We start from the raw sequence: 26,517 nt of genomic DNA, 5'->3' as shown, positions 1-26,517 counted from the left end.
TCACTCGGCGCTCTCACTTTCCGCACGTGCGCACCTACTGTTGGTGAACATGAAGATCGCTTTCGTAGGCAAGGGCGGCAGCGGCAAGACCACGCTGTCCTCGCTGTTCATCCGCCATCTCGCCGCCGGCCGTACGCCCGTCATGGCCGTGGACGCCGATATCAACCAGCACCTGGGGGCCGCGCTGGGGCTGGACGAGGCGGAGGCCGCCGCGCTGCCCGCGATGGGCGCCCAGCTACCGCTGATCAAGGACTACCTGCGCGGCACGAACCCGCGCATCGCCTCGGCCGCCACCATGATCAAGACGACCCCGCCGGGCGGGGGCTCGCGGCTGCTGCGCGTCGGCGAGGACAACCCGGTGTACGCGGCGTGCGCCAGGACCGTCCGGCTGGACGACGAAGCCGAGATCCAGCTGATGGCCACCGGGCCGTTTACCGAGTCCGATCTGGGCGTGGCCTGCTACCACTCCAAGGTCGGGGCGGTGGAGCTGTGCCTCAACCATCTCGTCGACGGACGCGACGAGTTCGTCGTCGTCGACATGACGGCGGGCAGCGACTCCTTCGCCTCCGGGATGTTCACCCGCTTCGACATGACGTTCCTGGTCGCCGAGCCCACCCGCAAGGGCGTCTCGGTCTACCGCCAGTACCGGGAGTACGCGCGGGACTTCGGCGTCCGTCTGAAGGTCGTCGGCAACAAGGTGCAGGGCCCGGACGACCTCGCCTTTCTGCGGGAGGAGGTCGGAGAGGACCTGCTCGTCACGGTCGGGCACTCCGACTGGGTGCGCGCCATGGAGAAGGGCCGCCCGCCCCGGTTCGAGTTCCTGGAGGAGCCCAACCGGCTCGCGCTGCAAGCCCTGAAGGACGCCGCCGACGGGGCGTACGAGGGGCGCGACTGGGAGCGGTACACGCGCCAGATGGTGCACTTCCACCTGAAGAACGCCGAGAGCTGGGGGAACGAGCGGACGGGGGCCGACCTGGCAGCGCAGGTCGACCCCTCCTTTGTGCTCGGCGAGGAGCGTTCGGCTACTCCGCAGCCTGCTTGAGCGGTCGTTGCGGCCGGGAGTCGGGGAACCGCTCCCAGCCGCCCTTCGGGCGCTCTCCCACATCCAGTTTGCGCAGGTGGGCGAGCGTCGTCGGGTCCTGTACGTCCAGCCAGTCGGCGAGCTGCTTGAACGAGACGCAGTGCACGCCGGCCTTGGGACAGACCGTCTTGATCGTGTCTTCGACGGCCCGCATATACGTGCCGCCGTTCCAGGACTCGAAGTGGTCGCCGATGAACATCGGCGCCCGGTTGCCGTTGTAGGCGCGGTCGAAGCCCTTGAGCAGCCCGTCCCGCATCTGCTTGCCCCAGGCCGCGTGGCGGGCGGGGTCTCCGCGGGTCGTGCCGGACTGGTTGGCGAGGAAGTTGTAGTCCATCGAGAGGGTCTCGAAGGCGCGTCCGGGCACCGGGACTTCCTGGAGGGGGAAGTCCCAGACCCCGTCGATCTGCCGGGGCCAGACCTGCCGGCCGCCGACGGAACTGGAGTCGTACCGGAACCCCAGGGACTTGGCGGCCGGGATGAGGTTGCGCTGTCCCTCCAGGCAGGGGGCCCGGCCGCCGACGAGGGCCTTGCTGTAGTCGAAGGGCAGCGGTTGTTCGCCCTTGAGACCGGAGTTGGTCTTCCAGTTCCTGACGAACGACTCGGCCTGGCGGATCTCGCTCGTCCACTCCTCGGGCGACCACGTGCCGACGCCGCGGTCGGGTCCGCAGAAGTGGCCGTTGAAGTGGGTGCCGATCTCGTTGCCGTCGCGCCAGGCCCCGCCGAGCTGTTCGGCGGTGTCCTTGATTCCCTTGACGTCGTTGAAGCCGATGTCGGAGGCGCCGGGCGCGTGCTTGGGCGGGTGGTAGAGCTCCTTCTTGGCTCCGGGCAGCAGGTAGACGCCGCTGAGGAAGTACGTCATGGTCGCGTCGTACTTCTTGCCGACCTCGCGGAAGTGGGAGAACAGCCGCTGCTTGTCCTGGCCGGCGCCGTCCCACGAGAAGACGACGAACTGCGGCGGTTTTTCGCCGGGTTTCATCCGCCGCGGCTTCGGTTGGAGCGGTTGGGACCCGGTGTCGGCGGTCGAACCGTCGCCGATGAGCCGGGCCGGGCGTGGAGCGGCCTTGGGGGCGGCCGGTCCCTTGCGTGGCGCGTCGTCCTTGGTACCCGGGTCTCCCGAGCAGCCGGCCGCCCCCGCGGCCAGCGCTGTTGTCATCAGAACCCCCACTGCGGCTCTCCATGACGCCGCCATCGGACCACCTCTTCCTTTGTTCGCTCAGCTGAGCAGAGGGAACAAAAATCACATATATGACAAAAGGAAAAGATGACGACAAGCTGCGATGCGAGGAACTTCACCCGATAGGAGGAAGTGCGCCCCCGAATGACCTGCGAGGCTTCCGCTGACCTTTACTCTCCATTACGGTTTGTTTACCGAGAGTTGAGAATCACCCAGCCTTGCAGCCGCTCCCGCCGCTGCACGCCGTGACACACGGCCGCGCCCACGCGCGACCGCGCCGCCCCGACGAAGACGGGAACGACCATGCAGACTCAGCCGTCTCAGCCCCACCACTCCCCACCGGCCCACTCCCCGCCCGCCCACGAGGCCCCGCCGCCTCGCCGCCTGCTCTCGGCAGACCTCTGGCGCCGGGATCTGTCCGCCTCGATCACCATCTTTCTGATCGCCGTCCCGCTCTCCCTCGGGATCGCGCTCGCGACCGGCGCGCCGCTCCGAGCCGGACTCGTCGCCGCCGCGGTGGGCGGCATCGTCGCCGGACTGCTCGGCGGGGCGCCGCTCCAGGTCAGCGGGGCGGCGACCGGGCTCGTCGTGGTGACCGCCGAACTGGTCCAGCAGTACGGCTGGCGCGCCACCTGCGCGATCACCGTCCTCGCGGGCCTGACCCAACTGGCCCTGGGCGCCCTGCGGGTGGCCCGTGCGGCGCTCGCCGTCAGTCCGGCGATCATGCACGCGATGCTCGCGGGAATCGGCGTCACGATCGCGATCGGCCAGCTCCACGTCGTGCTCGGCGACAGCCCCAACAGCTCGGCGCTGAGCAACCTCGCCGACCTTCCCGGGGAGTTGGCGCACCCGCAGTCCGCCACCGTGCTGATCGGCGCGGTGACCGTGGCCGTGCTCGTCGCCTGGCCGCGGCTGCCCGGCCGGGTCGGCCGGTGGGCCCGTACGGTCCCGGCGCCGCTCGCCGCCGTCGCCGTGGCCACGTCCGCCAGTGCCGGGACGGCGCTGCCCCGCGTCTCACTGCCGGGCTGGGAGCTCCAAGCGCTGCCCGCGCTCCCCTCGGGGCCGCTGCTGGGGGTGGCCGCGGCCGTCCTGACGGTCACGATCGTCGCGAGCATGGAATCACTGCTCTCGGCCGTCGCGGTCGACAAGCTCGCGGCCGAACGGCCCGGGCCCGGCGCGGGCCGTTCCGGCCTGAACCGCGAATTGGCCGGGCAGGGCGCGGCGAACGTGGTGTCGGGGCTGCTCGGAGGGCTGCCGATCGCGGGCGGCGCGATCCGGGGGTCCGCCAACGTCAAGGCCGGCGCCGCCTCCCGCAACTCCACGGTGCTGCACGGCGTCTGGGTGGTACTGGGCGCGGGGCTGGCGGCCTGGGCCCTGGAGCTGGTCCCGCTCGCCGCGCTGGCCGCGCTGGTCATGGTGGTCGGCGTGCAGATGGTGAGCTTCGCGCACATCAGACACGTGCAGCGGCACCGGGAATTCCCGGTGTACGCGACGACGCTCGGAGCCGTGGTCGTCTTCGGGGTGCTGCAGGGCGTGGGGGCCGGGATCGCCGTGGCGGCCCTCACCGCACTCCGGCGGCTGGCCCACACCCGTATCACCGTCACGCAGGAGTCCGACCGCCATCGGGTGCTGGTCGACGGGCAGTTGACGTTTCTCGCGGTTCCCAGGCTGACGCGGGCGCTCGCGCAGGTGCCGACAGGTGCGAACACGGTGGTCGAGCTGAGCGGCTCCTTCATGGACCACGCCGCGTACGACGCGCTGCAGTCCTGGTCCAACGGGCACACGGCGCGCGGGGGCTGGGTCCGGCTGGGCGGCCGGGCCGGGCAGCCGATCGCGGAGCCGGTCAGTACCCACGCCTGCCGTCCCTGGACGCCCTGGCACAACCATCACTGCGTACGGCCGGGCGGGGCCCCGCCCGCGCTGGGCGGCGGGCGGCAGCTGCTGGGCGGCGTCAGCGCCTTCCAGCGCCACACGGCCGCGCTCGTACGGCCCGAACTGGCGCGGCTGGCCCGTGAGGGGCAGCGGCCCACCCAGCTCTTCCTGACCTGCGCCGATTCCCGCCTGGTGACCAGCATGATCACTTCCAGCGGGCCGGGCGACCTGTTCACCGTGCGCAATGTCGGCAATCTGATGCCGCCGCCCGGCAGCGACGCGTCCTGCGACTCCGTCGCCGCCGCCGTGGAGTACGCGGTGGAGGTGCTGAAGGTCGACAGCATCACCGTGTGCGGCCACTCCGGGTGCGGCGCGATGCAGGCGCTCCTCGACGCTGCGGGGGCCGTCGCCGCCGAGCCGAAGGCGCCGGCCGCGCAGCAGCCCGTGCCCGTACCCGTACCCGCGTCGCAGCCGAGACCAGCCGCGCCGGGCGAGGAGGTCGTTCCGCGCGAGGAGGGCGTTCCGGCCGAGGTGACAGTGTCGGGCGAGGTGACGGTGTCGGGCGAGGCGCTCGTGCCCATCGAGACGATCGTGCCGGGTGAGGTGGCCGTGCCGCGCGGCCTCGATGAGACCACCTCGCTCGACCGGTGGCTGCGGCATGGGCGGCCGAGTCTGGCCCGGCTTCAGCGGATCGGGCGGCTGGGGCGCGGTGAAGTCGCGCTGACCGACCGGCCGGTGAGCGATGAGGTGGAGCGGCTCGCGCTCGTCAACGTGAAGCAGCAGTTGGACCACCTGATGGCGCACGCGTGCGTGGCCCGCCGGGTGGCCGAGGGCCGGCTGCAACTCCACGGCATGTACTTCCACGTGGCGGAGGCGCAGGCGTACGTACTCGACAAGCGGGAGGGCACCTTCACGGCCGTACGGCCCGAGGTCCTCGACCCGGTCTGACCCTCCGACTGGTCTGACCCTCCAACTGGTCGAGCCGCCCGACTGACCTGGCCAGTCCGACCGCCCGCCTGGTCTGACCGGCTGACCGTCCGTCTGGTCTGACCGGCTGACCGCCCGCCCGGCCTGACCGGCTAACCGTCCGTCTGGTCTGGCCTGCTGGCCCTCCGACCGGCCTGGCCAGTCAGCCCCTGCCCCCACCGCCCCGCTGCCCCTTGCCCTCGATGGCCCCTACCCCGCTGCCCCGCTGCCCCTGCTCATCGCCCCCGCCCATCGCCCGTTCATTGGTTCACTCGTTCGCGGGACAGCGGGCTGTCCTCGGCCGGGGCGGGTGGGCTTCAGCACGGGCGGGGCTCCACGACAGGTCTAAACCAATTTTTCCGACAACCCTTGTCAGGGCGTACCGCAGGCTGATGAGCTAGGCCCTGGGATACAACGGGCACCCTGGGAATGGGAGATGTCGTGAGCAACGAAAGCCTGGCCAACCTCTTGAAGGAGGAGCGCCGCTTTGCACCGCCTGCCGAACTGGCCGCCGCCGCCAACGTCACGGCGGAGGCGTACGAGCAGGCCAAGGCTGACCGGCTGGGTTTCTGGGCCGAGCAGGCACGCCGGCTGACCTGGGAGACCGAGCCCACCGAGACGCTGGACTGGTCGAACCCGCCGTTCGCGAAGTGGTTCGCGGACGGCAAGCTCAACGTGGCGTACAACTGCGTCGACCGTCACGTCGAGAACGGCCACGGCGACCGCGTCGCCATCCACTTCGAGGGCGAGCCGGGCGACACCCGTTCGATCACCTACGCCGAGCTCCAGCGCGAGGTCTCCAAGGCGGCGAACGCCCTGATCGAGCTGGGCGTGGAGACCGGTGACCGGGTCGCCATCTACCTGCCGATGATCCCCGAGGCGGTCGTCGCGATGCTGGCCTGCGCCCGTATCGGCGCGCCGCACTCGCTGGTCTTCGGCGGCTTCTCGGCCGACGCGCTGGCCACCCGCATCCATGACGCCGACGCCCGCGTCGTCATCACGGCCGACGGCGGCTACCGGCGCGGCAAGCCCTCGGCCCTCAAGCCCGCCGTCGACGAGGCGCTGACCCGCCCCGGCACCGAGGACGTGCGCAGCGTCCTCGTCGTCCGCCGGACCGGGCAGGAGGACGTCGCGTGGACCGAGGGCCGCGACGTGTGGTGGCACGAGGTCGTGGAGCGGCAGAGCGAGACGCACGCCCCCGAGGCGTTCGACGCCGAGCACCCGCTGTTCATCCTCTACACCTCCGGCACCACCGGTAAGCCGAAGGGCATCCTGCACACCACGGGCGGCTACCTCACCCAGGTGTCGTACACCCACAACGCCGTCTTCGACCTCAAGCCGGAGACCGACGTCTTCTGGTGCACGGCCGACGTCGGCTGGGTGACCGGGCACTCGTACATCGTCTACGGGCCGCTCTCCAACGGCGCCACCGAGGTCCTCTACGAGGGCACGCCGGACACCCCGCACCAGGGCCGCTGGTGGGAGATCGTCCAGAAGTACGGCGTGACGATCCTCTACACGGCCCCGACGGCGATCCGCGCCTGCATGAAGTGGGGCGACGACATCCCCGCCAAGTTCGACCTCTCCAGCCTGCGGGTGCTGGGTTCGGTGGGCGAGCCGATCAACCCCGAGGCGTGGATCTGGTACCGCAAGCACATCGGCGCGGACCGTACGCCCGTGGTCGACACCTGGTGGCAGACCGAGACCGGCGGCATCATGATCAGCCCGCTGCCGGGCGTCACGGAGACGAAGCCCGGTTCGGCGCAGGTCGCGCTGCCCGGCATCGCCGCGACGGTCGTGGACGACGACGCCAACGAGGTGCCCGACGGCTCCGGCGGCTATCTCGTCCTGACCGAGCCGTGGCCGTCGATGCTCCGCACCATCTGGGGCGACGACCAGCGCTACCTGGACACGTACTGGTCCCGCTTCGAGAACCGCTACTTCGCGGGCGACGGGGCCAAGAAGGACGAGGACGGCGACATCTGGCTGCTCGGCCGGGTGGACGACGTGATGCTGGTCTCCGGTCACAACATCTCGACCACCGAGGTCGAGTCGGCGCTCGTCTCGCACCCCAAGGTCGCCGAGGCCGCGGTGGTCGGCGCGACGGACCCGCAGACCACGCAGGCCATCTGCGCCTTCGTGATCCTGCGCGGCGGCGCCGACGCCGAGGACCCGGGCCTCGTGGAGGAGCTGCGGGCGCACGTCGGCAAGCAGCTCGGCCCGATCGCCAAGCCCAAGCGTGTCCTGCCGGTCGCGGAGCTGCCCAAGACCCGCTCCGGCAAGATCATGCGCCGTCTGCTGCGCGACGTCGCCGAGAACCGCACCCTCGGTGATGTGACCACGCTCACCGACTCGTCGGTCATGGACCTCATCCAGGCCAAGCTGCCCGCCGCGAGCAGCGAGGACTGAGCAGGGCCTCAGGCCGCCGCGCACGGCGGTACGAGCGAGGGGCACCCGGGTTGTCGCCGGGTGCCCCGTTCGCGTTCTCAGGACGGGCCGCGCGGCCCTTATGCCCGTAAGGTGCGGATCACCGGATTAGTCCTCGCCTACACCAGGTAAGGTGTGCGGCGCGTCAACATAGCGCTAAGAAAAACACTCTGGTGAGCCGGGAAGTCTGGTCGGCAACTGCCTCAGCTGTGCCCTCAGCTGCCGAATCCCACCGGAGGCCGCCGACGTGACCGCGCCCAACACCCGCCGTTCCACCTTCCTCGGACGTCTGTCCCTGCCCGAGCGGAACTACATCGCCGAGGCGCTGCGGACCGAGACGGTCGGCGGTGTCCTGCTGCTCGTAGCCGCCGTGGCAGCGATCGTCTGGGCGAACACCCCGCTGCGCGAGAGCTACGAGTCCTTCCGCGGCCTGCATCTCGGCCCCTCCTCGCTCGGCCTCGACCTGTCCATCCAGCACTGGGCCGCCGACGGGCTGCTCGCCGTCTTCTTCTTCGTCGCCGGCATCGAGCTCAAGCGCGAGCTCGTGGCGGGCGAGCTGCGCGAGCCGAAGGCCGCGATCCTGCCCGTGGTCGCCGCGGTCTGCGGCATGGCCGCCCCGGCGCTGGTCTACTTCACCGTCAACAAGATCGGCGACGGCTCGCTCGGCGGCTGGGCGGTGCCGACCGCGACCGACATCGCCTTCGCGCTCGCCGTCCTCGCGGTCATCGGCACCTCGCTGCCCTCCGCGCTCCGCGCGTTCCTGCTCACCCTCGCCGTCGTCGACGACCTCTTCGCGATCCTGATCATCGCGGTCTTCTTCACCTCGCAGCTCAACTTCGTCGCCCTCGGCTTCTCCGTGCTGGGCCTCGCCGTCTTCTGGCTGCTGCTGCGCAAGGGCGTCCGCGGCTGGTACATCTACGTGCCGCTGGCCCTGGTCAACTGGGCGCTGATGTACAACAGCGGCGTCCACGCGACGATCGCCGGCGTCGCCATGGGCCTGATGCTCCGCTGCACCACCCGCGACGGTGAGACGCACTCCCCCGGCGAGCACATCGAGCACCTCGTACGGCCCCTGTCGGCCGGGCTCGCGGTGCCGCTGTTCGCGCTCTTCTCGGCGGGCGTCGCCGTCTCCGGGGGTGCGCTCTCGGACGTATTCAGCAAGCCCGAGACGCTCGGCGTCGTCCTCGGGCTCGTCCTCGGCAAGGCGATCGGCGTCTTCGGCGGCACCTGGTGCGCGGCCCGCTTCACCAGGGCCGAACTGAACCCGGACCTCAAATGGCCGGACGTGCTCGCCGTCGCCTCGCTCGCGGGCATCGGTTTCACGGTGTCCCTGCTGATCAGCGAGCTGGCGTTCGCCGACGACCAGCTGCTCACCGACGAGTCGAAGGCCGCCGTGCTGATCGGCTCGCTGATCGCGGCCGTACTGGCCAGCGTGCTGCTCAAGCTGCGCGACAACAAGTACAAGAAACTCTGCGCGGAAGAGGACCGCGACGAGGACCAGGACGGCATCCCCGACGTCTACGAGCAGGACAATCCGGAGTACCACCTGCGGATGGCGGCGATCCACGACGCGAAGGCCGCCGAACACCGACGGCTGGCCGAAGTCGCCTCCACGCGCACCACCGGGGACGATGGTCCGGCATGATCTGAGAGGCTTTAGGTCGCTGAAGATCTGCTGATGGTCCGTTGGAAACGAAGAGGGAGCAGGCGATGAGCACAGCCGACGACGGCGCGAGCCGCAGCCTCGGGCAACTGGTGGCCGCGGCCACCGCCGACCTGTCCGCGCTGGTGCACGACGAGATCGCGCTGGCCAAGGCCGAACTGCGGCAGGACGCCAAACGGGCCGGCATCGGCGGCGGCGCCATCGCGGCGGCCGGCGTGCTGGCGCTCTTCGCGCTGCCCGTGCTGAGCTTCGCCGCGGCGTACGGCATCCACAACCTCGGCCTCGGGCTCGCCTGGTCGTTCCTGATCGTCGGCGGCGCGTTCCTCGTCGTGGCCGCGATCCTCGGGCTGCTGGCCGTCGCCAAGTTCAAGAAGATCAAGCCGCCGGAGAAGTCCATCGCCTCGGCGAAGGAGACGGCGGCCGTGCTGCAAAGCGTCAAGCCGCACCCGCGTCCGGCGATCGAGGCCACCCGTACGGGCTCTTCTGTGACACGCTCGGCTGTATGACGGTCCCCGACACCTCCGCGGCGCCCGCGTCCGCCGGCTCGGCCGCGTCCGCCGCGTTCACCGCGCCCGCCGAGGTCGTACGTCCCGACGGGCCCTGGAGCCACCGGGACGTCGCGGCCAACGGCGCGCGGTTCCACATCGCCGAGATGGGCGAGGGCCCGCTGGTGCTGCTGCTGCACGGCTTCCCGCAGTTCTGGTGGACGTGGCGGCACCAGCTGCCCGCGCTCGCCGACGCCGGGTTCCGCGCCGTGGCGATGGACCTGCGCGGCGTGGGCGGCAGCGACCGTACGCCCAGGGGCTACGACCCCGCCAACCTCGCGCTCGACATCACCGGCGTGATCCGCTCCCTCGGCGAGCCGGACGCGGCCCTGGTCGGGCACGATCTGGGCGGCTATCTGGCGTGGGTGGCGGCCGTGATGCGGCCGAAGCTGGTGCGGCGGCTGGCGGTGGCCTCGATGCCGCATCCGCGGCGGTGGCGCGCGGCGATGGTCTCGGACGTCAAGCAGAGCGCCGCGAGTTCATACATCTGGGGGTTCCAGCGGCCGTGGCTGCCCGAGCGGCAGCTGATCGCGGACGACGCGGCGGTGATCGGGCGGCTGATGCGCGACTGGTCGGGCCCGCGGGTGCCGGACGACGAGGCCGTGGACGTCTACCGGCGGGCGATGTCGATCCCGTCGACGGCGCACTGCTCCATCGAGCCGTACCGGTGGATGGTGCGGTCGATCGCGCGGCCGGACGGCATCCAGTTCAACCGCCGGATGCGGCGGCCGGTGCGGGTGCCGACGCTGCATCTGCACGGCTCGCTCGACCCCGTGATGCGCACCCGCAGCGCGGCGGGCTCCGGCGAGTACGTCGAGGCCCCGTACCGCTGGCGGCTCTTCGACGGCCTGGGGCACTTCCCGCACGAGGAGGACCCGGTGGCGTTCTCGGCGGAGCTGGTGAACTGGCTCAAGGACCCGGAACCGGACCGTTAGGCGGGCCCTCGGCGGCGTTCCCCGCGCGATCCGCGCCGGCCGGTCACGGGTCCACGATCGGGGGAATCGCGCATCTCGTGAGGCGGGCCCGGCCGCAGGGCGCTCCGGGCCCGTCGGGCAGCTCAGCGGCCCCGGATCCGGCCGTCCGCCTCAGGCGAACACACGTCCTTCGAACAGCCAATTGCCCGGCGCATAGGCCAATTGACGGGCCCCCAGGCGATTACGGACCACGCTTGAGGGGCACTTAGCTCGGTATGGGCTGGACGCACGACTACCGTGACCTGACTCAGGAGCGTGGCGCCGATGGCGATGCCGCGCTGAGCGTTTCCAACAGGGGTGGCTCCCCGCGAGGCGTGGGCCATGATCCCCGGATCGGCATCCCGCGCATCATCCGGCGCCGCGCGCGGTGGGTATCGGCGCGGCTGCGCCATCCGCGCAGCCGCTGAGCCGCTCCCCCTCCCCGGGGGGGGCCGGGCAGGCTCTCGCGGCTTATCGCGGCCTCCTGGTAGCGCCTCGGAGCTGGGAGCGTCTCAGAGCTCGGAGCGTCTCAGAGCGCGCAGCCCTCGCTGTCGACCTGGCGCGTGGCCGCGCGGCCCCTGCCGACGTCCTCCCGCACCTCGTCCGCGGTGAGGGCGTACCCGGTGTTGGCGTCGTCCAGGGACTTGGCGAAGACCACGCCGTAGACGCGGCCGTCCGGGGTGAGCAGCGGGCCGCCGGAGTTGCCCTGCCGTACGGTCGCGAACAGCGAGTAGACGTCCCGGCGGACCGTACCGCGGTGGTAGATGTCCGGGCCGTTGGCCTGGATGCGGCCGCGGATGCGGGCCGCGCGCACGTCGTACGAGCCGTTCTCCGGGAACCCGGCGACGATGGCGCTCTTGCCGCTGGCGGCGTCCGGCGTGGAGAAGCGCAGCGCCGGCGCGTTCAGCGACGGGACGTCCAGGACGGCGATGTCGCGCTTCCAGTCGTAGAGGACGACCGTGGCGTCGTACAGCCTGCCCCGGCCGCCGATCTGGACGGTGGGCTCCTTGACGCCGCCGACGACATGGGCGTTGGTCATCACGCGGTGCGGCGCGAAGACGAAGCCGGTGCCCTCCAGGACCTTCCCGCAACTGGGCGCGGTGCCCACGACCTTCGCGATGGAGCGCTGGGCGTCCTTCGCCACGGGGCTCGCCACGAGCCTGGGGTCGGGGGCCGGGACGTCGGTGATGGGCTCGTTGGAGAAGGGCGCGAAGACCTGCGGGAAGCCGTTCTGCGCGAGGGCCGAGCTGAAGTCCGCGAACCACGTGTCGGCCTGCTGCGGAAGCACCCGCGCGACGCCGAGCAGCACCTTGGAGTTGCGGACCTCCTTGCCGAGCGTCGGCAGGGAGGTGCCCGCGAGGGCGGAGCCGATCAGCCAGGCCACCAGCAGCATCGCGACGACGTTGACGAGCGCGCCGCCGGTGGCGTCCAGGGCGCGCGCCGGGGACCAGGTGATGTGCCGGCGGAGCCGGTTGCCCAGGTGGGTGGTGGCCGCCTGGCCGACCGAGGCGCAGACGATCACGATGACGACCGCCGCGATCGCCTCCCAGGTGCTGGGCGACGTCTCGTCGGTGGCGCTCTGCCAGATCACGGGCAGCAGATAGACGGCGACGAGGCCGCCGCCGAGGAACCCGATGACCGAGAGGACGCCCACGACGAAGCCCTGCCGGTAGCCGACGACCGCGAACCACGCGGCGGCGAGCAACAGCACGATGTCCAGCACGTTCACCGAAAAAAGCCTCGCCTTGGTGTCGTCATGTCGTCGTTGGACCGCCCCGCCGTACGCGCGTGGGGACGCCGTGCTGGGTCACCGTCTCACGCACGCCAGTCGAGCGGCACCCGCTTCTCACGGTCCCAGGGCAGCTCCCAGCCGGAGTAGTGCAGGATCCGGTCGATGACGCTGGCCGTGAACCCCCAGACCAGGGTGTCGGCGACGTGGAAGGACGGGCCTCGGTGGCCGCTGGGGTGCACAGTCGTGGCCCGGTTGGCGGGGTTGGTGAGGTCGGCGACCGGCACCGCGAACACCCGCGCCGTCTCGCGCGGGTCGACCGGCATGACGGGGCTGGGCTCGCGCCACCAGCCGAGCACGGGCGTCACGACGAAGCCGCTCACCGGGATGTAGAGGCGCGGCAGCACGCCGAAGACCTGGACGCCGGACGGGTCGAGGCCAGTCTCCTCCCGCGCCTCGCGCAGGGCCGCGCGCAGCGGGCCCTCGCCGTTCGGATCGCCGTCCTCGGGGTCGAGGGCGCCGCCGGGGAACGAGGGCTGCCCGGCGTGCGAACGCAGGCTGCCCGCCCGCTCGGTGAGCAGCAGGACGGGGCCGCGGGCGCTGCCGCCGCCCTCGTGCCCGCCGGTGTCATCGGCATCCGCGCGGTCGTGCCCGTCACCGCCACCATCACCGCCCTCCCCGGCGCCCTCACCATCACCGAAAAGGACCAGTACGGCCGACTGGCGGCCGCCCGTCTCCGGGGGCAGGAAACGGCTGAGCTGCCGCGGCTCGATCGTCTCCGCCGCCCGCGCCACGGGCAGGAGCCACTGCGGCAGCCCCCGCGTGCTGACGGCGGCCGCGCCGCCGTACGTACTCGTCACTCCACCTCCACAGCGGCGCCCAGCGGCGGGGCCGGCTCGCCCGGAAAGTCGGCCGGGGGCTTGAGCCGCTGACCGGGATGGCCGCCCATCTCGTACTTCAACAGCTTCTTGGCCTTCTCCGGGTCCGTCTCGCCCTCCCCGTACGACGGGCAGAGCGGCGCGATCGGGCAGGCTCCGCACGCGGGCTTGCGGGAGTGGCAGACACGGCGTCCGTGGAAGACGACGCGGTGCGAGAGCATCGTCCACTCGCTCTTCGGGAAGAGGTCGCAGACGACGGCCTCGACCTTCTCCGGGTCCGTCTCGTCCGTCCACTTCCAGCGCCGCACGAGCCGCCCGAAGTGCGTGTCCACGGTGATGCCCGGCACGCCGAAGGCATTGCCCAATACGACATTGGCGGTTTTTCGGCCGACGCCGGGCAGCGTGACCAGGTCTTCCAGGCGGCCCGGCACCTCACCGCCGAAGTTGTCGCGCAGCGCCGCCGACAGGCCGAGCAGCGACTTCGCCTTGGCCCGGAAGAAACCCGTCGGCCGGATCAGCTGCTCCAGCGCCTCGGGGTCCGCCGCCGCCATGTCCTCGGGCGTCGGGTAGGCGGCGAAGAGGGCGGGGGTCGTCTGGTTCACCCGCAGGTCGGTGGTCTGGGCGGAGAGGACCGTGGCGACCAGGAGCTGGAAGCTGTTCTCGAAGTCGAGCTCGGGGTGCGCGTACGGATAGACCTCGGCGAGCTCGCGGTTGATGCGGCGCGCCCGGCGCACCAGCGCGAGCCGCGACTCGCCCCCGCGCGCCTTGCCACTCCCGCTTCCGAGCGGTTTGCTGCTGTCAGCCGCTCTCGTCTTCTTCCCAGGCGCGCGTTCGTTCTTCCCAGGCGTACGTTCGCTGTCGGGCGTACGTTCGCCCAGGGCGGAATCGCGGGGCGCGGCCGCCCTCCCCGCACCCTCGTCGGGGGGACCTCCGGGCCCCTTCCCCTCTGCTCTCACCGGCGTATTGGACACTCGGCCAGACTAAAGCCCAGCACTGACATCCGCCCCGACCGCAGCAAATCCGCAGCCCAATCGGACCCCTGCCGTACGGTCCGGGACGCCGGTGCGTCAAACTTGTGATTGATCGCACTGTTTTATCGTCCGGCATGATGGGGACCACGGTCCTCTGTGCATGTCGACAAGGAGAGATCTCGTGGACGACGTTCTGCGGCGCGCCCCGCTCTTCGCGGCGCTCGATGACGAGCAGGCCGCTGAGCTGCGCGCCTCCATGGGTGAAGTCACCCTCGCGAGGGGTGACGCCCTGTTCCACGAGGGGGACCCCGGAGACCGGCTCTACGTGGTCACCGAGGGGAAGGTGAAGCTCCACCGGACCTCCCCCGACGGCCGGGAGAACATGCTGGCCGTCCTCGGCCCCGGCGAGCTGATCGGCGAGCTGTCCCTGTTCGACCCGGGACCGCGCACCGCCACCGCCAGCGCGCTCACCGAGGTCAAGCTCCTCGGTCTGGGCCACGGCGACCTCCAGCCCTGGCTCAACGCCCGGCCCGAGGTGGCCACCGCCCTGCTGCGCGCGGTCGCCCGCCGCCTGCGCCGGACCAACGACTCGATGTCCGACCTCGTCTTCTCCGACGTCCCCGGGCGCGTGGCGAAGGCGCTCCTCGACCTGTCGCGCCGCTTCGGCGTGCAGTCCGAGGAGGGCATCCACGTGGTGCACGACCTCACCCAGGAGGAGCTGGCGCAGCTCGTCGGCGCCTCGCGGGAGACGGTCAACAAGGCCCTCGCCGACTTCGCGGGCCGCGGCTGGCTGCGCCTGGAGGCGCGCGCCGTGATCCTGCTGGACGTGGAGCGACTGGCGAAGCGCTCGCGCTGAGCCACGCGCGCGTACGGGCGCGCGTACCGGGCCCGTGGCCGTAAGCGCGTACGGGCGTACGCGCCGAAGCAGCCCCTGAACGCACGAAGGGCCCGCCGGATCTCCGGCGGGCCCTTCGCTGGTGTCTGAACGTGCCGTACAGCGCCGTCAGCGGGGTCAGGACGCCCGTAGCGTGCCCGAAGGCGCTGGGCCGCGCCCCAATGGCGTCAGGGCCTCAGGCGGGCCTCACGGTCCGCCGTTCGGCGGACGAGGCGGGCGCGGCGGACGGCGGCGAGCACGTCGGCCGCCTGCCGGAGTCCGGGCCGTCTCCAGGCCGAATCCGTGCCGCCTCCGGAGGCGAATCCGTGTCGCGGCACGGGACTCGACGGCCCACGGGGAAGGCCGGATCCGTGCCGCGACATGAGGACGGTACCCGATCGCGCGAGTGCGCAACAAGAGCTTGCGTGCAATCAATCGCGCGGATCGAATCCGCGAACCGGCGAACGCCCGGAGGGGCAGCCCCCCTCGGGCGACGCGCCGGGGAGCGCGCGAGGATGGCGGCGAGCGGATTTCGAACCGCCTCGCGAGCCCGGATGAATTTTCTATGTTTCGCACTCGCACGCAATCTGCAATTCCTTCACACGCCCCACACAGCCCTTTCGGCCTTATTTTGCGCAGCAACCTCAGATGAACATTTCGCTCGCGCACGCGCGTTAGTCTGTTGAGCGGATGGAGGGAGCGGACTCACCATGAAGGACACCCTGGAGGAATTCGCGGCCTGGATGGAGGACCTCATGAGGTCCCGTGGCTACGACATCGATCACCCCCGAGGCGGCGGCCGGTCCAAGGTCGCCGATGACGCGGGGGTACACCGCGCGGCCGTCACCCGGCTGCTGCAACGGCAGAGCATGCCCGACCTGACGACCATGCGCGGCCTGGCGCGAGCGCTCGACGTCCCCGTACGCGACGTGCTCATCCAGTCCGGGAAGCTGACCGAAGACGACCTGCCGCTACCCGTGGCGGCATCCCGGCACAGCACGGCGGACAGCCGGCGCGTCACCTTGGAAGAAGCCGCCAATCTTCTCGGCATTCCCGACGAGCGGCGGGCGCTCTTCCTCCAAGTGACGGCCCCTTTCCTGCCGTCGGAGGACGGAACGGCCCAACGACGACAGACAGCGGGGGCCGACTGAGGCGCGGTCGCCGGCGAATAGGCGCACGCATGCGGAGGCGGGCCTGCTCGATGCGACAGGTATCAGTTTGAGGGGACGGGGACAGAGACGGGGACGGAAGGTCGGCAGGCGGCAGGCGGCAGGTGATGTGGGCCTGGGAACCAGCGGCGCGGCGGAACGCCACCGCCCCGACCGCCCCAACCGCTCTACCGCTCCGCTGTCAGACCAGCCCGTGCTCGTCGAGATAGTCCAACTGTGCCCGTACGGACAGCTCGGCCGCGGGCCACAGCGTGCGGTCCACGTCCGCGTAGACGTGGGCGACGACCTCCGACGGCGTCCGGTAGCCGCCCTCGACGGCCGTCTCCACCTGCGCGAGCCGCTTCGCGCGATGGGCGAGATAGAACTCGATGACGCCACGGGCGTCGTTCAGCACCGGCCCGTGGCCCGGCAGCACCGTGTCGACGCCGTCGTCGACCGTCAGCGAACGCAGCCGCCGCAGCGAGTCCAGGTAGTCGCCGAGCCGCCCGTCCGGGTGGGCGACCACGGTCGTGCCGCGCCCCAGGACCGTATCGCCGGTCAACACGGCCGAATCGGCCGGGAGATGGAAGCAGAGGGAGTCCGCGGTGTGGCCCGGCGTGGCCATGACGCGCAGCTCCAGGCCGCCCGTCGTGATCACGTCGCCCTCGCCCAGTCCCTCGTCGCCGAGGCGCAGCGCCGGGTCCAGGGCGCGTACGTGCGTACCGGTCAGCTCGGCGAAGCGCGCCGCGCCGTCCGCGTGGTCGGGGTGGCCGTGGGTGAGGAGGGTGAGCGCGACGCGCTTGCCGGCGCTCTCGGCGGTGGCGATGACGTTCGCCAGGTGCCCCTCGTCCAGCGGGCCGGGGTCGACGGCGACGGCGAGGTCGGAGTCGGGTTCGGAGATCAGCCAGGTGTTGGTGCCGTCGAGCGTCATCGCCGACGGGTTGGGCGCCAGTACGCACACGGCGCGGTCGGTGGCCGGGCCGCCGATGACGCCGCCGCGCGGCCGGCCGGGCAGTGCTGCCGCATGGGTCATGATCAGGCCCCCGTGGAGGTGTCGTCGCCGGTGCCGCCGCCGATCCGCGTCTTCCCTTCGGGGGCGCGCGGATCGACGCGTTCAGCGATGCGTTTGGTGAACTCGTCGTGCCCCGGCCAGCTCAGCACCAGTTCGTCGCCTTCGAGGCGGGCCTGCGCGAGTACGGGCGCGAGGTCGCGCTCCGGCGCCGAGCCCAGCGCCTCGGCGACCGTTCCGTACGGAACCAGGGAGCGCAGCGTGGAGATGGTGGGCGGCATCATCAGCAGGTCGCCCCGGTCGTACCCCTCGGCGGCCTCGGCCGGGGCGGTCCAGACCGTGCGGTCCGCCTCGGTCGAGGCATTGCGGGTGCGCTGGCCACGCGGCAGCGCGGCCGCGAAGAACCAGGTGTCGTAGCGGCGCGGCTCGAACTCCGGTGTGATCCAGCGCGCCCACGCGCCGAGCAGGTCGGACCGCAGGACGAGGCCGCGGCGTTCGAGGAAGTCGGCGAAGGAGAGGTCGCGGGCGACGAGCGCCGCGCGGTCCGCCTCCCAGTCGTCGCCCGTGATGTCGCCGACGACGGTGTCCGGGGCCGGGCCCGCGAGGAGGACGCCCGCCTCCTCGAACGTCTCCCGGACCGCGGCGCACACGATCGCCTGCGCCGTCGCCTCGTCCGTCCCCAGCCGCCCGGCCCACCGCGCCCGCGAGGGCCCGGCCCAGGCCACGGGCCGCTCGTCGCGCGGGTCCACGGAGCCGCCGGGATAGGCGTACGCCCCTCCGGCGAAGGCCATGGAAGCGCGCCGGCGCAGCATGTACACGGAGATACCGCCGGGCGCCCCTGGCCCGGCGTCCCGCAGCAGCAGCACGGTCGCCGCCCGCCGCGGCACGGCGGGCGCCAGCTCCCCGCTCGCGAGCGCACGAATCCGCTCCGGCCACTCCGGCGGGTACCACTGTCCGTTGGTCGACGACGACATGGCCGGATGCTATGCGCTGACGCCCCGATGCACGAGGGGGCCAAGCTCATCGGAGCTGCCTCCGATGAGCGCCACACCAGCCGAAACAGGCTTTCCGCCCGCAGGGGCGGGACCTTGCGGGCCGACGCGCTGCACGCGCCGACGCCCCGCGCTTCGGGGCCTACGGCCACCGAATCCAGCCCGTCAGGGCCCCCTGCCGGCGATGGCTGCGATGGCTGCGAGAGTTCGCGGGCCGACGCCCGCCAATCCAGCCAGTCCGGCGATTGAGGACCGACAACCCGCCGAATCCCCCCGGCTCAAGCCATACGGCCGGGTCCAGCCCCATGCGGCCCGTCCGGCGATTGAGGACCGGGGTCCGGGGCAGCGCCCCGAAACACCCCGCGGCGCACGCACTGGCGCAGGCTCAGCCGAACTACTCCTGGACCTCGACCACGATTTCGACCTCCACCGGCGAATCCATCGGCAGGACCGCCACCCCGACGGCACTGCGCGCATGCACCCCGGCCTCGCCCAGCACCTCCCCGAGGAGTTCACTGGCGCCGTTGACGACGCCCGGCTGGCCGGTGAAGTCCGTGGCCGAGGCGACGAAGCCCACGACCTTCACGACGCGCACGATCTTGTCGAGGTTGCCCGTGACCGATTTCACGGCGGCGAGCGCGTTGAGAGCGCACGTCCGCGCCATCTCCTTGGCCTGGTCCGCGGTGACGTCGGCGCCGACCTTGCCGGTCGCCTGCAGCTTGCCCTCGACCATCGGGAGCTGCCCGGACGTGTGCACGTACCCGCCGGAGCGCACGGCCGGCTGGTACGCGGCCAGCGGCGGCACGACCTCCGGCAGGTTCAGGCCGAGGGAGCGCAGCTTGTCCTCGACGACGCTCATGCCTGCTTCTCCCGCTTCAGGTAGGCCACCAGCTGCTCGGGGTTGTTCGGGCCGGGCACGACCTGGACGAGCTCCCAGCCGTCCTCGCCCCAGGTGTCCAGAATCTGCTTGGTCGCGTGTACGAGCAGCGGCACGGTCGCGTATTCCCACTTGGTCATGGTGCGACTGTAATGCCTCTCTCCCCCCGCCTCGTGCGTACTCCGGGGCCCGACTGGTTAGGCTCCAAATCATGAGCAGGTTCCACGTCGTCAGCGGCAAGGGCGGCACCGGTAAGACCACGGTCGCCGCCGCCCTCGCGCTCGCCCTCGCCGCCGAGGGAAAACGCACCCTGCTGGTCGAGGTCGAAGGCAGGCAGGGGATCGCCCAGCTCTTCGAGACCCAGGCGCTGCCGTACGCGGAGCGGAAGATCGCGGTGGCCCCGGGCGGCGGCGAGGTGCACGCGCTCGCCATCGACGCGGAGCTGGCGCTCCTCGACTACCTCCAGATGTTCTACAAGCTGGGCGGCGCCGGCCGGGCCCTGAAGAAGCTCGGCGCGATCGACTTCGCCACGACCATCGCGCCCGGCCTGCGGGACGTGCTCCTGACCGGGAAGGCGTGCGAGGCGGTCCGCCGCAAGGACCGGAGCGGGCGCTTCGTCTACGACCACGTCGTCATGGACGCCCCGCCGACCGGCCGCATCACCCGCTTCCTCAACGTCAACGACGAGGTGGCCGGGCTCGCCAGGATCGGCCCCATACACAATCAGGCCCAGGCCGTGATGCGCGTCCTGAAGTCCGCCGAGACCGCGGTCCACCTGGTGACGCTGCTGGAGGAGATGCCCGTCCAGGAGACGGTGGACGGCGTGGCGGAGCTGCGGGCCGCGAAGCTCCCGGTGGGCGGCGTCGTCATCAACATGGTGCGGCCCGCGCTCCTCGACGAGACGGCCGTGGACATCGTCGCGAACGGGCAGCGCCCCGCCGTCGCCAAGGCCCTCTCCCGGGTCGGACTCGGCGGCGCCCAGCGCGGCGGCCACGCCGACCGCCTGATCGACCCGCTGCTGGAGGAGGCCCGCGAGCACACCGAGCGGGTGGCCCTGGAGCGCAGCGGGCGGGCGGAGATATCCGGGCTCGACCTGCCCACGTACGAACTCGAACTGCTCGGCGACGGCGTGGACTTGGCAGGGCTGTACCGCATGGCCCGCGGACTGCGGAAGCAAGGGGTGGCCTCATGAACGGCCTGGCGGACACGTACCGGCTGGAGATGGACCCGGTCCTGGACGACCCCGCCACCCGGATCGTGGTGTGCTGCGGCTCCGGCGGCGTCGGCAAGACGACGACCGCGGCGGCCCTGGGGGTACGGGCCGCGGAGCGCGGCCGGAAGGTCGTCGTCCTCACCATCGACCCGGCGCGCAGGCTCGCGCAGTCGATGGGCATCGAGGAGCTGGACAACGTGCCGCGCCGGGTCGAGGGCGTCGACGGCAGCGCGGGCGGCGAACTGCACGCCATGATGCTGGACATGAAGCGGACCTTCGACGAGATCGTCGAGGCGCACTCCGACGAGGAGCGGGCCCGCGCGATCCTGGAGAACCCCTTCTACCAGTCCCTGTCGGCCGGTTTCGCCGGCACGCAGGAGTACATGGCCATGGAGAAACTCGGCCAGCTGCGGGCCCGCGACGAGTGGGACCTGATCGTCGTCGACACCCCGCCGAGCCGCTCCGCGCTGGACTTCCTGGACGCGCCGAGCCGCCTCGGGTCCTTCCTGGACGGCAAGTTCATCAAGGTGCTGATGGCCCCGGCGAAGATCGGCGGCCGGGCGGGGATGAAGTTCCTCGGCGTCGGCATGTCGGTGATGAGCGGGCCGCTGAACAAGCTGATGGGCGCGCAACTGCTGCGCGACGTACAGACCTTCGTGGCAGCGATGGACACGATGTTCGGCGGCTTCCGCACCCGCGCGGACGCCACGTACCGCCTGCTCCAGGCGCCCGGCACGGCGTTCCTCGTCGTCGCCGCCCCGGAGCGGGACGCGCTGCGCGAGGCGGCGTACTTCATCGAGCGGCTGGCCGCCGACCGGATGCCGCTGGCCGGGCTCGTACTGAACCGGGTGCACGGCAGCGGCGCCGACCAGCTCTCCGCGGAGCGGGCGCTGGCCGCCGCCGAAGCCCTCACGGACGGCTCCGCGGGGGCTCCGGCGGAAGCGGCGCCCGATTACACAGAAAATCTTGCTGGTTCCGGCATTGTGGATCGTGCCGCAGGGAAGCCTCATATGGGCGACCCGTCAGCCCCCGACAGCGGCTCCCCCACCGCCACTGAGGGCTCACAGGACAGCACCGCACCCGTCACCGACCCCACCACCATCGCCGAGGCGGCCGACCCCATCGAGGCCACCCCGGAACAGCTCGCCGCCCGTCTGCTGCGGCTGCACGCCGAGCGTATGCAGGTGCTCGTCCGCGAGCGCCGCACGCGTGACCGCTTCACCACGCTGCACCCCGAGGTGCCCGTGGCGGAAGTAGCCGCGCTGCCCGGCGATGTCCACGACCTGGCGGGCCTGCGCGCGGTCGGCGAGCGCTTGGCGACCCAGCCCGCGTCCCCGCGGACAGCCGCTTCATAGCTGAACGCCCTACCGCCCTACGTCCACGTCCGTATGTACACGTACACGTCCGTACGCACGGCAGCCGACTGCGGCAACGTACGCGGGCACCGTGCGCGCACACGGCCACGTACGCAGCGGACCTGGGCCTGCCCTGCGCGGGCGGCGGGCAGGAGGGCGCGAACGATACATGCCGCTGCCCCGCCACTGCCCCTGATGCACTTCTGATGCGCTTCCGAAAGACCGCGCCGTCTTCCGCACGGCTGCGCGAGCGAAATGGCTCCGGCTCACCCCGCCGCGGCGTAGTTCTCGTACTCCTCGTCGTCGATGGGCAGGATGCCCGTACTGCGCTCGTATTCCGTACGGGCGGTCTCCAGAAGCCTCCGCCAAGAGGTGACCGTCGGCCGGCGACGCAGCAGCGCCCTCCGCTCCCGCTCGGTCATACCGCCCCACACGCCGAACTCGACACGGTTGTCCAAGGCGTCGGCCAGGCACTCGGTGCGCACCGGGCAACCGGTGCAGACCGCTTTGGCCCTGTTCTGTGCCGCGCCTTGAACGAATAGCTCATCCGGATCGGTGGTGCGGCATGCTGCTTGTGCACTCCAGTCGGTTACCCAGCTCATGCTGGCGCCGTCCTCTCCCGAATCGAGGCTCCCCCACGGCGGCAGCGGCATATTCACCGTTGCCAGTTGAGGACGTTACGGAAGGCAGGCAGGGTGCAACACCCCCTGCGGGCCCAATCTTGAATGGCCCGAACGGACTATGCGTATGCGGCAGATCACCCAACGGAGTGACCCGACGACATCATCGACAAATCCGTCAACTCGGGGTGATTCAGTCGAGACGCAGTGGGCACCATGTGACACATGGGCTGAAGTCGGGCACGGTTCGGCACTCGGATGAGTTCGGCTGAGTGCTGAGGAGGATGGTCCGGAACCGCACCGCAGTGACTGGCGTGAATCAAGCGTAGGCGAACACCTGGGCGTCTGTCCGGCGAATGAGAACGTAGGCTGCCCCCCATGGCTAAGAAGCGCTCGGGCGGGGGTCTCACGACGACCCAGCAGGCCGCGAAATTCCTCGGTGTCAGCGTCCTCTCCGGAGCGGTGCTGGCAGGTCTCGCGCTGCCGGCCTTCGGCGCCTTCGGCCTGGCGGCCAAAGGCTCGGTCGAGGGCTTCGACGAGATCCCGTCCAACCTCAAGACCCCGCCGCTGAGTCAGCGCACCACGATCCTCGACAACCAGGGCGGTGAGATCGCGAAGGTCTACTCCCGCGACCGCACCGTCGTGCCGCTCAAGGACATCTCCCCTTATATGCAGAAGGCGCTCGTGGCGATCGAGGACGCGCGCTTCTACGAGCACGGGGCGATCGACCTCAAGGGCGTGCTCCGCGCCCTCAACAAGAACGCGCAGTCCGGCGGCGTATCCGAGGGTGCCTCCACCCTCACCCAGCAGTATGTGAAGAACGTCTTCATCGAGGAGGCCGGCGACGACCCCGACAAGGTCGCGCAGGCCACCCAGCAGACGGTCGGCCGCAAGGTCAAGGAGCTGAAGTACGCGATCCAGGTCGAGCAGGAGCTCGGCAAGAAGCGGATCCTCAACAACTATCTGAACATCACGTTCTTCGGCGAGCAGGCGTACGGCGTCGAGGCGGCGGCCCAGCGCTACTTCAGCAAGCACGCCAAGGACCTCACCCTCGACGAGTCCGCGCTGCTGGCCGGCATCGTCCAGTCGCCGACCCGGTACGACCCGGTCAGCCACAAGGAGGAGTCGACCAAGCGCCGCAACACCGTGCTCCAGCGGATGGCGGAGGTGCACGACATCACTCCGGCCGAGGCCGAGGCGGCGAAGAAAAAGCCGGTGAAGCTCAAGGTCAAGCCGCCCAAGAGCGGCTGCATCACCGCCGTCAAGGGCGCGGGCTTCTTCTGCGACTACGTCCGCGAGATCTTCCTGCGGGACAAGACCTTCGGCAAGACCAAGGAGGAGCGGGGCAAGCGCTGGAACCAGGGCGGCATGACGGTCCGTACGACGCTGGACCCGCAGGCCCAGAAGTCGGTGCAGGCCGGGGTCAAGAGCCATGTGTACCCGTCCGACCCGGTGGCCACCGCCGTCACCCTGGTCGAGCCGGGCACGGGCAAGATCCGCGGCATGGGCCAGTCACGCCCGTACGGCTTCGGCAAGAACGAGACGCAGATCAACCTCTCCGTGGACCGCAACATGGGCGGCGGCGCGGGATATCTGCCGGGTTCGACGTTCAAGCCCTTCACCGCGGCCGCCGCGCTGGAGAACGGCATGGACAACTCCCAGTCGTACCCGTCGCCGAACCGGATGCCGTACCCGACCGTCTCGGACTGCCAGGGCCGCAGCTACGCCAGCAGCGCCTCGGTGCCGAACGAGAGCCCTGACGAGGTCGGCCCGTACAAGATGCCGGAGGCGCTGAAGAAGTCGATCAACACCTACTTCGTCTCGCTGGAGGCCGACACCGGTCTGTGCAACGTGACGAAGATGGTCAACAAGCTCGGCATGACCAAGCGCGCGGGCGGCACGGAGTGGGGCCTCGGCGCCTCGTACACCCTCGGCGTGAACGAGGCGTCGCCGCTCAACATGTCCGCCGCGTACGCCGCCTTCGCGGCCCGCGGCAAGTACTGCACGCCGACCGCGCTCGAAAGCGTCACCGACTCCGACGGCAAGCAGCTGCCGGTGCCGCAGAGCACCTGCACCCAGGCGATGTCGACGAAGACCGCGGACACGATCAACACGATGCTCAAGGGCGTCGTCGACGACGGTACGGGCAAGGCGGCGGGGCTGACCGACGGGCGGGACAGCGCGGGCAAGACGGGTACCACCGACAACCGGTACTCGGCGTGGTACGTGGGCTACACGCCCAACATGGCGGGCGCGGTCTGGCTCGGCGACCCGCAGCACAAGGTCCAGATGCAGAACGGCATCACCTTCGGCGGCAAGCCGTACGACAAGGTGTACGGCGCCGACGGCCCGGCGCCCATCTGGAAGGACTCCGTCTCCGGCGCCCTCGCCGGGAAGCCGGCGGACAAGTTCACGACCGTCCCGATCGCCGGTTCCGGTAAGGACGGCAAGAGCGATGACGGCGGGGACGACGGAAAGGCCGGCAAGCCCGGCAAGGGGAAGCAGCACGGCGGCAAGCACCACTAGCCCGACGGCTTCGTCACCCGCTGCCAGGCAGTAGAGGGCGCCCGGACCATTCCTCTGGTCCGGGCGCCCTCCGCGTTCGCGACGATGTCCCGCCGGGGGTCAGCCGGCGAGCAGCTTCTTGACCATCGCGGCGACGCGGCCGCCCTCGGCCCGGCCGGCCACCTGCGGGTTCACGATCTTCATGACGGCGCCCATCGCGCGCGGCCCCTCGGCGCCGTGCCCGGCCGCCTCCGCGACGGCCGCGGCGACCAGCGACTCCAGCTCCAGATCGGAGAGCTGCTGGGGCAGGTACGCGGCGAGGATCTCGCCCTCCGCCTTCTCCCGCTCCGCCGACTCGGCCCGGCCGCCCTGCTCGAACGCCTCCGCCGCCTCACGCCGCTTCTTCGCCTCGCGCGTGACCACCTTCAGCACCTCGTCGTCGGAGAGCTCGCGGGCGGACTCGCCCGAGACCTCCTCCTTGGTGATCGCGGTGAGGGTGAGCCGGAGGGTGGAGGAGCGCAGCTCGTCGCGCGCCCTGATGGCGGCGGTGAGGTCGTCCTGCAGCTGGGACTTGAGCGTGGTCATGTCCTTGACTATGCCAGCAACTGCCGGGAATCACCCGAAGATTTCCCCTGGGCGGCCGGTCTGCGACGATGGGCGCATGCGCGCGCGATACGGAGTACCCCTGGGCATCACGGCGGGAATCACGGCGGTCGGCGCGGCCGGCGTGGCCTACGCCGCAGGCATCGAGGCCCGTTCCTTCCGCCTTCGACGGGTCACCGTCCCGGTGCTGCCGCGCGGCCGGCGGCCGCTGCGGGTGCTCCAGGTCTCCGACATCCACATGGTCTGCGGGCAGCGCAAGAAACAGCGCTGGCTCCAGTCGCTGGCGGGGCTGCGCCCGGACTTTGTGATCAACACGGGCGACAACCTGTCCGACCCGGAGGGCGTGCCGGAGGTGCTGGACGCGCTGGGGCCGCTGATGGAGTTCCCCGGCGCGTACGTCTTCGGCTCGAACGACTACTACGGACCGAAGCTGCGCAATCCGGCCCGCTACCTGATCGAGAAGGCGCAGAAGCGGCACGGCCTGAACGGCAACAAGCCGGTGGTCGGAGCGATCCACAACCCGTGGGAGGAGCTGCGCGACGGCTTCGACGCGGCGGGATGGGTCGGCCTGACGAACACGCGGGGCAGGCTGAAGGTCGACGGGTGTGAGATCGCCCTCACCGGCCTCGACGACCCGCACATCAAGCGGGACCGCTACAGCGAGGTGGCCGGGGGCCCGGACACGTCGGCGGACCTGTCGCTGGCGGTGGTGCACGCGCCGTACCTGCGGGTGCTGGACGCGTTCACGGCGGACCGCTACCCGCTGATCCTGGCCGGGCACACGCACGGGGGCCAGCTCTGCGTGCCGTTCTACGGGGCGCTGGTGACCAACTGCGACCTGGACACGAAGCGGGTCAAGGGCCTGTCGCAGCACCGGGCGGGGGGCAACGAGTCGTTCCTCCACGTATCGGCGGGGTGCGGCACCAACCGGTACACGCCGGTCCGCTTCAACTGCCCGCCGGAGGCGACGCTCCTCACCTTGACCGAAGCCTGACCGAAGCCCGGCCGAAGCCCGACCGAAGCCCGAACGCACGGAACTGGAAGACTTCCGCCGGGCGGGAG

23 protein-coding genes are annotated in these 26,517 nt (G+C 71.0%); 13 read left to right on the top strand and 10 right to left on the bottom strand.

Annotation, left to right across the window (positions count from 1 at the left end; translation table 11 throughout):
* Window positions 1-49 precede the first annotated feature (49 nt).
* Window positions 50-1,042, top strand: a complete 993-nt coding sequence (locus tag AB0I49_RS16070) for an ATP-binding protein (RefSeq protein ID WP_363227566.1) — start codon at window positions 50-52, stop codon at window positions 1,040-1,042.
* Here the strand turns inward: AB0I49_RS16070 and AB0I49_RS16065 are convergent.
* A complete protein-coding gene (locus tag AB0I49_RS16065) occupies window positions 1,023-2,234 on the bottom strand; it encodes a hypothetical protein (protein WP_363227565.1) in 1,212 nt (403 codons plus the stop codon). The two genes, AB0I49_RS16070 and AB0I49_RS16065, sit on opposite strands and share 20 nt — an antisense overlap.
* A gap of 324 nt (window positions 2,235-2,558) precedes the next feature.
* On the opposite strand from AB0I49_RS16065, the gene AB0I49_RS16060 reads away from it, so the two are divergent.
* The 6 genes from AB0I49_RS16060 to AB0I49_RS16035 all read left to right on the top strand — a co-directional run bounded on the left by AB0I49_RS16060 (window position 2,559) and on the right by AB0I49_RS16035 (window position 11,109).
* A complete protein-coding gene (locus tag AB0I49_RS16060; RefSeq protein WP_363227564.1) occupies window positions 2,559-5,075 on the top strand; it encodes a SulP family inorganic anion transporter in 2,517 nt (838 codons plus the stop codon).
* Window positions 5,076-5,534: 459 nt separating this feature from the next.
* The gene (gene acs, locus AB0I49_RS16055; RefSeq protein ID WP_363227563.1) at window positions 5,535-7,502 is read left to right on the top strand and encodes an acetate--CoA ligase; all 1,968 of its coding nucleotides are present in this window, start codon (window positions 5,535-5,537) and stop codon (window positions 7,500-7,502) included.
* 265 nt (window positions 7,503-7,767) lie between these two features.
* Entirely contained in the window at window positions 7,768-9,165 is a 1,398-nt protein-coding gene (nhaA, locus tag AB0I49_RS16050; protein WP_363227562.1) for a Na+/H+ antiporter NhaA, read from the top strand.
* Between the two features lie 65 nt (window positions 9,166-9,230).
* Complete coding sequence (locus AB0I49_RS16045; RefSeq protein ID WP_363227561.1) at window positions 9,231-9,689, top strand: phage holin family protein; 459 nt, start codon at window positions 9,231-9,233, stop codon at window positions 9,687-9,689.
* Window positions 9,686-10,663, top strand: coding sequence for an alpha/beta hydrolase (locus AB0I49_RS16040; protein ID WP_363227560.1), 978 nt, complete (start codon window positions 9,686-9,688; stop codon window positions 10,661-10,663). The genes AB0I49_RS16045 and AB0I49_RS16040 overlap by 4 nt, the downstream gene beginning before the upstream one ends.
* Window positions 10,664-10,917: 254 nt before the next feature.
* Window positions 10,918-11,109 carry a hypothetical protein gene (locus tag AB0I49_RS16035; protein ID WP_363227559.1) on the top strand — a complete coding sequence of 64 codons (192 nt, stop codon included), beginning with the start codon at window positions 10,918-10,920 and terminating at the stop codon, window positions 11,107-11,109.
* A gap of 101 nt (window positions 11,110-11,210) precedes the next feature.
* Here AB0I49_RS16035 and AB0I49_RS16030 read toward each other — a convergent pair whose 3' ends face one another.
* The 3 genes from AB0I49_RS16030 to nth all read right to left on the bottom strand — a co-directional run bounded on the left by AB0I49_RS16030 (window position 11,211) and on the right by nth (window position 14,259).
* Window positions 11,211-12,410: a MarP family serine protease gene (locus AB0I49_RS16030; protein WP_363227558.1), complete on the bottom strand. Its 1,200-nt coding sequence runs from the start codon at window positions 12,408-12,410 to the stop codon at window positions 11,211-11,213.
* Between the two features lie 86 nt (window positions 12,411-12,496).
* Entirely contained in the window at window positions 12,497-13,270 is a 774-nt protein-coding gene (locus AB0I49_RS16025; protein WP_363227557.1) for a CoA pyrophosphatase, read from the bottom strand.
* Window positions 13,267-14,259 carry an endonuclease III gene (gene nth, locus AB0I49_RS16020; RefSeq protein ID WP_363227556.1) on the bottom strand — a complete coding sequence of 331 codons (993 nt, stop codon included), beginning with the start codon at window positions 14,257-14,259 and terminating at the stop codon, window positions 13,267-13,269. Before nth ends, AB0I49_RS16025 begins: the two co-directional genes overlap by 4 nt.
* 181 nt (window positions 14,260-14,440) lie before the next feature.
* Between nth and AB0I49_RS16015 the strand changes: the two genes are divergently transcribed.
* Both AB0I49_RS16015 and AB0I49_RS16010 read left to right on the top strand, forming a co-directional pair.
* Window positions 14,441-15,115 carry a Crp/Fnr family transcriptional regulator gene (locus tag AB0I49_RS16015; RefSeq protein ID WP_363130200.1) on the top strand — a complete coding sequence of 225 codons (675 nt, stop codon included), beginning with the start codon at window positions 14,441-14,443 and terminating at the stop codon, window positions 15,113-15,115.
* 728 nt (window positions 15,116-15,843) lie between these two features.
* Entirely contained in the window at window positions 15,844-16,284 is a 441-nt protein-coding gene (locus AB0I49_RS16010; protein WP_363227555.1) for a helix-turn-helix transcriptional regulator, read from the top strand.
* Between the two features lie 199 nt (window positions 16,285-16,483).
* On the opposite strand, the gene AB0I49_RS16005 is transcribed toward AB0I49_RS16010, so the two are convergent.
* The 4 genes from AB0I49_RS16005 to AB0I49_RS15990 all read right to left on the bottom strand — a co-directional run bounded on the left by AB0I49_RS16005 (window position 16,484) and on the right by AB0I49_RS15990 (window position 19,299).
* Complete coding sequence (locus AB0I49_RS16005) at window positions 16,484-17,314, bottom strand: MBL fold metallo-hydrolase (RefSeq protein ID WP_363227554.1); 831 nt, start codon at window positions 17,312-17,314, stop codon at window positions 16,484-16,486.
* A gap of 2 nt (window positions 17,315-17,316) precedes the next feature.
* Window positions 17,317-18,264, bottom strand: coding sequence for an NUDIX hydrolase (locus AB0I49_RS16000; RefSeq protein WP_363227553.1), 948 nt, complete (start codon window positions 18,262-18,264; stop codon window positions 17,317-17,319).
* Between the two features lie 412 nt (window positions 18,265-18,676).
* A complete protein-coding gene (locus tag AB0I49_RS15995) occupies window positions 18,677-19,141 on the bottom strand; it encodes a RidA family protein (protein WP_363227552.1) in 465 nt (154 codons plus the stop codon).
* Window positions 19,138-19,299, bottom strand: a complete 162-nt coding sequence (locus tag AB0I49_RS15990) for a DUF4177 domain-containing protein (RefSeq protein WP_003975360.1) — start codon at window positions 19,297-19,299, stop codon at window positions 19,138-19,140. The genes AB0I49_RS15995 and AB0I49_RS15990 overlap by 4 nt, the downstream gene beginning before the upstream one ends.
* Window positions 19,300-19,370: 71 nt before the next feature.
* Between AB0I49_RS15990 and AB0I49_RS15985 the strand changes: the two genes are divergently transcribed.
* Together AB0I49_RS15985 and AB0I49_RS15980 are read left to right on the top strand one after the other, a co-directional pair.
* Window positions 19,371-20,351: an ArsA-related P-loop ATPase gene (locus AB0I49_RS15985; RefSeq protein WP_363227551.1), complete on the top strand. Its 981-nt coding sequence runs from the start codon at window positions 19,371-19,373 to the stop codon at window positions 20,349-20,351.
* Complete coding sequence (locus AB0I49_RS15980) at window positions 20,348-21,727, top strand: ArsA family ATPase (protein ID WP_363227550.1); 1,380 nt, start codon at window positions 20,348-20,350, stop codon at window positions 21,725-21,727. Before AB0I49_RS15985 ends, AB0I49_RS15980 begins: the two co-directional genes overlap by 4 nt.
* A gap of 266 nt (window positions 21,728-21,993) precedes the next feature.
* On the opposite strand, the gene AB0I49_RS15975 is transcribed toward AB0I49_RS15980, so the two are convergent.
* Window positions 21,994-22,329, bottom strand: a complete 336-nt coding sequence (locus AB0I49_RS15975) for a WhiB family transcriptional regulator (protein WP_037964184.1) — start codon at window positions 22,327-22,329, stop codon at window positions 21,994-21,996.
* A 396-nt stretch (window positions 22,330-22,725) separates the two neighbouring features.
* Between AB0I49_RS15975 and AB0I49_RS15970 the strand changes: the two genes are divergently transcribed.
* Complete coding sequence (locus tag AB0I49_RS15970) at window positions 22,726-24,873, top strand: transglycosylase domain-containing protein (protein ID WP_363227549.1); 2,148 nt, start codon at window positions 22,726-22,728, stop codon at window positions 24,871-24,873.
* Between the two features lie 99 nt (window positions 24,874-24,972).
* Here AB0I49_RS15970 and AB0I49_RS15965 read toward each other — a convergent pair whose 3' ends face one another.
* Window positions 24,973-25,437 carry a GatB/YqeY domain-containing protein gene (locus tag AB0I49_RS15965; RefSeq protein ID WP_363227548.1) on the bottom strand — a complete coding sequence of 155 codons (465 nt, stop codon included), beginning with the start codon at window positions 25,435-25,437 and terminating at the stop codon, window positions 24,973-24,975.
* 76 nt (window positions 25,438-25,513) lie between these two features.
* On the opposite strand from AB0I49_RS15965, the gene AB0I49_RS15960 reads away from it, so the two are divergent.
* Window positions 25,514-26,449 carry a metallophosphoesterase gene (locus AB0I49_RS15960; protein WP_363227547.1) on the top strand — a complete coding sequence of 312 codons (936 nt, stop codon included), beginning with the start codon at window positions 25,514-25,516 and terminating at the stop codon, window positions 26,447-26,449.
* The last annotated feature ends 68 nt before the right edge of the window (window positions 26,450-26,517 follow it).

Source organism: Streptomyces sp. NPDC050617 (genome assembly GCF_040654795.1).
Taxonomy (GTDB): domain Bacteria; phylum Actinomycetota; class Actinomycetes; order Streptomycetales; family Streptomycetaceae; genus Streptomyces.
Note: the sequence above shows the minus strand (reverse complement) of the source record. Positions and strands in the feature narration are given on the sequence as shown.

Bases quoted from the DNA above. Each gene is read 5' to 3' on its own strand.
- AB0I49_RS16070 (WP_363227566.1), top strand. From the start codon at position 50: ATGAAGATCGCTTTCGTAGGCAAGGGCGGCAGCGGCAAGACCACGCTG.
- AB0I49_RS16065 (WP_363227565.1), bottom strand. From the start codon at position 2,234: ATGACAACAGCGCTGGCCGCGGGGGCGGCCGGCTGCTCGGGAGACCCG.
- AB0I49_RS16060 (WP_363227564.1), top strand. From the start codon at position 2,559: ATGCAGACTCAGCCGTCTCAGCCCCACCACTCCCCACCGGCCCACTCC.
- AB0I49_RS16045 (WP_363227561.1), top strand. From the start codon at position 9,231: ATGAGCACAGCCGACGACGGCGCGAGCCGCAGCCTCGGGCAACTGGTG.
- AB0I49_RS16040 (WP_363227560.1), top strand. From the start codon at position 9,686: ATGACGGTCCCCGACACCTCCGCGGCGCCCGCGTCCGCCGGCTCGGCC.
- AB0I49_RS16035 (WP_363227559.1), top strand. From the start codon at position 10,918: ATGGGCTGGACGCACGACTACCGTGACCTGACTCAGGAGCGTGGCGCC.
- AB0I49_RS16010 (WP_363227555.1), top strand. From the start codon at position 15,844: ATGAAGGACACCCTGGAGGAATTCGCGGCCTGGATGGAGGACCTCATG.
- AB0I49_RS16005 (WP_363227554.1), bottom strand. From the start codon at position 17,314: ATGACCCATGCGGCAGCACTGCCCGGCCGGCCGCGCGGCGGCGTCATC.
- AB0I49_RS16000 (WP_363227553.1), bottom strand. From the start codon at position 18,264: ATGTCGTCGTCGACCAACGGACAGTGGTACCCGCCGGAGTGGCCGGAG.
- AB0I49_RS15995 (WP_363227552.1), bottom strand. From the start codon at position 19,141: ATGAGCGTCGTCGAGGACAAGCTGCGCTCCCTCGGCCTGAACCTGCCG.
- AB0I49_RS15990 (WP_003975360.1), bottom strand. From the start codon at position 19,299: ATGACCAAGTGGGAATACGCGACCGTGCCGCTGCTCGTACACGCGACC.
- AB0I49_RS15985 (WP_363227551.1), top strand. From the start codon at position 19,371: ATGAGCAGGTTCCACGTCGTCAGCGGCAAGGGCGGCACCGGTAAGACC.
- AB0I49_RS15980 (WP_363227550.1), top strand. From the start codon at position 20,348: ATGAACGGCCTGGCGGACACGTACCGGCTGGAGATGGACCCGGTCCTG.
- AB0I49_RS15975 (WP_037964184.1), bottom strand. From the start codon at position 22,329: ATGAGCTGGGTAACCGACTGGAGTGCACAAGCAGCATGCCGCACCACC.
- AB0I49_RS15970 (WP_363227549.1), top strand. From the start codon at position 22,726: ATGGCTAAGAAGCGCTCGGGCGGGGGTCTCACGACGACCCAGCAGGCC.
- AB0I49_RS15965 (WP_363227548.1), bottom strand. From the start codon at position 25,437: ATGACCACGCTCAAGTCCCAGCTGCAGGACGACCTCACCGCCGCCATC.
- AB0I49_RS15960 (WP_363227547.1), top strand. From the start codon at position 25,514: ATGCGCGCGCGATACGGAGTACCCCTGGGCATCACGGCGGGAATCACG.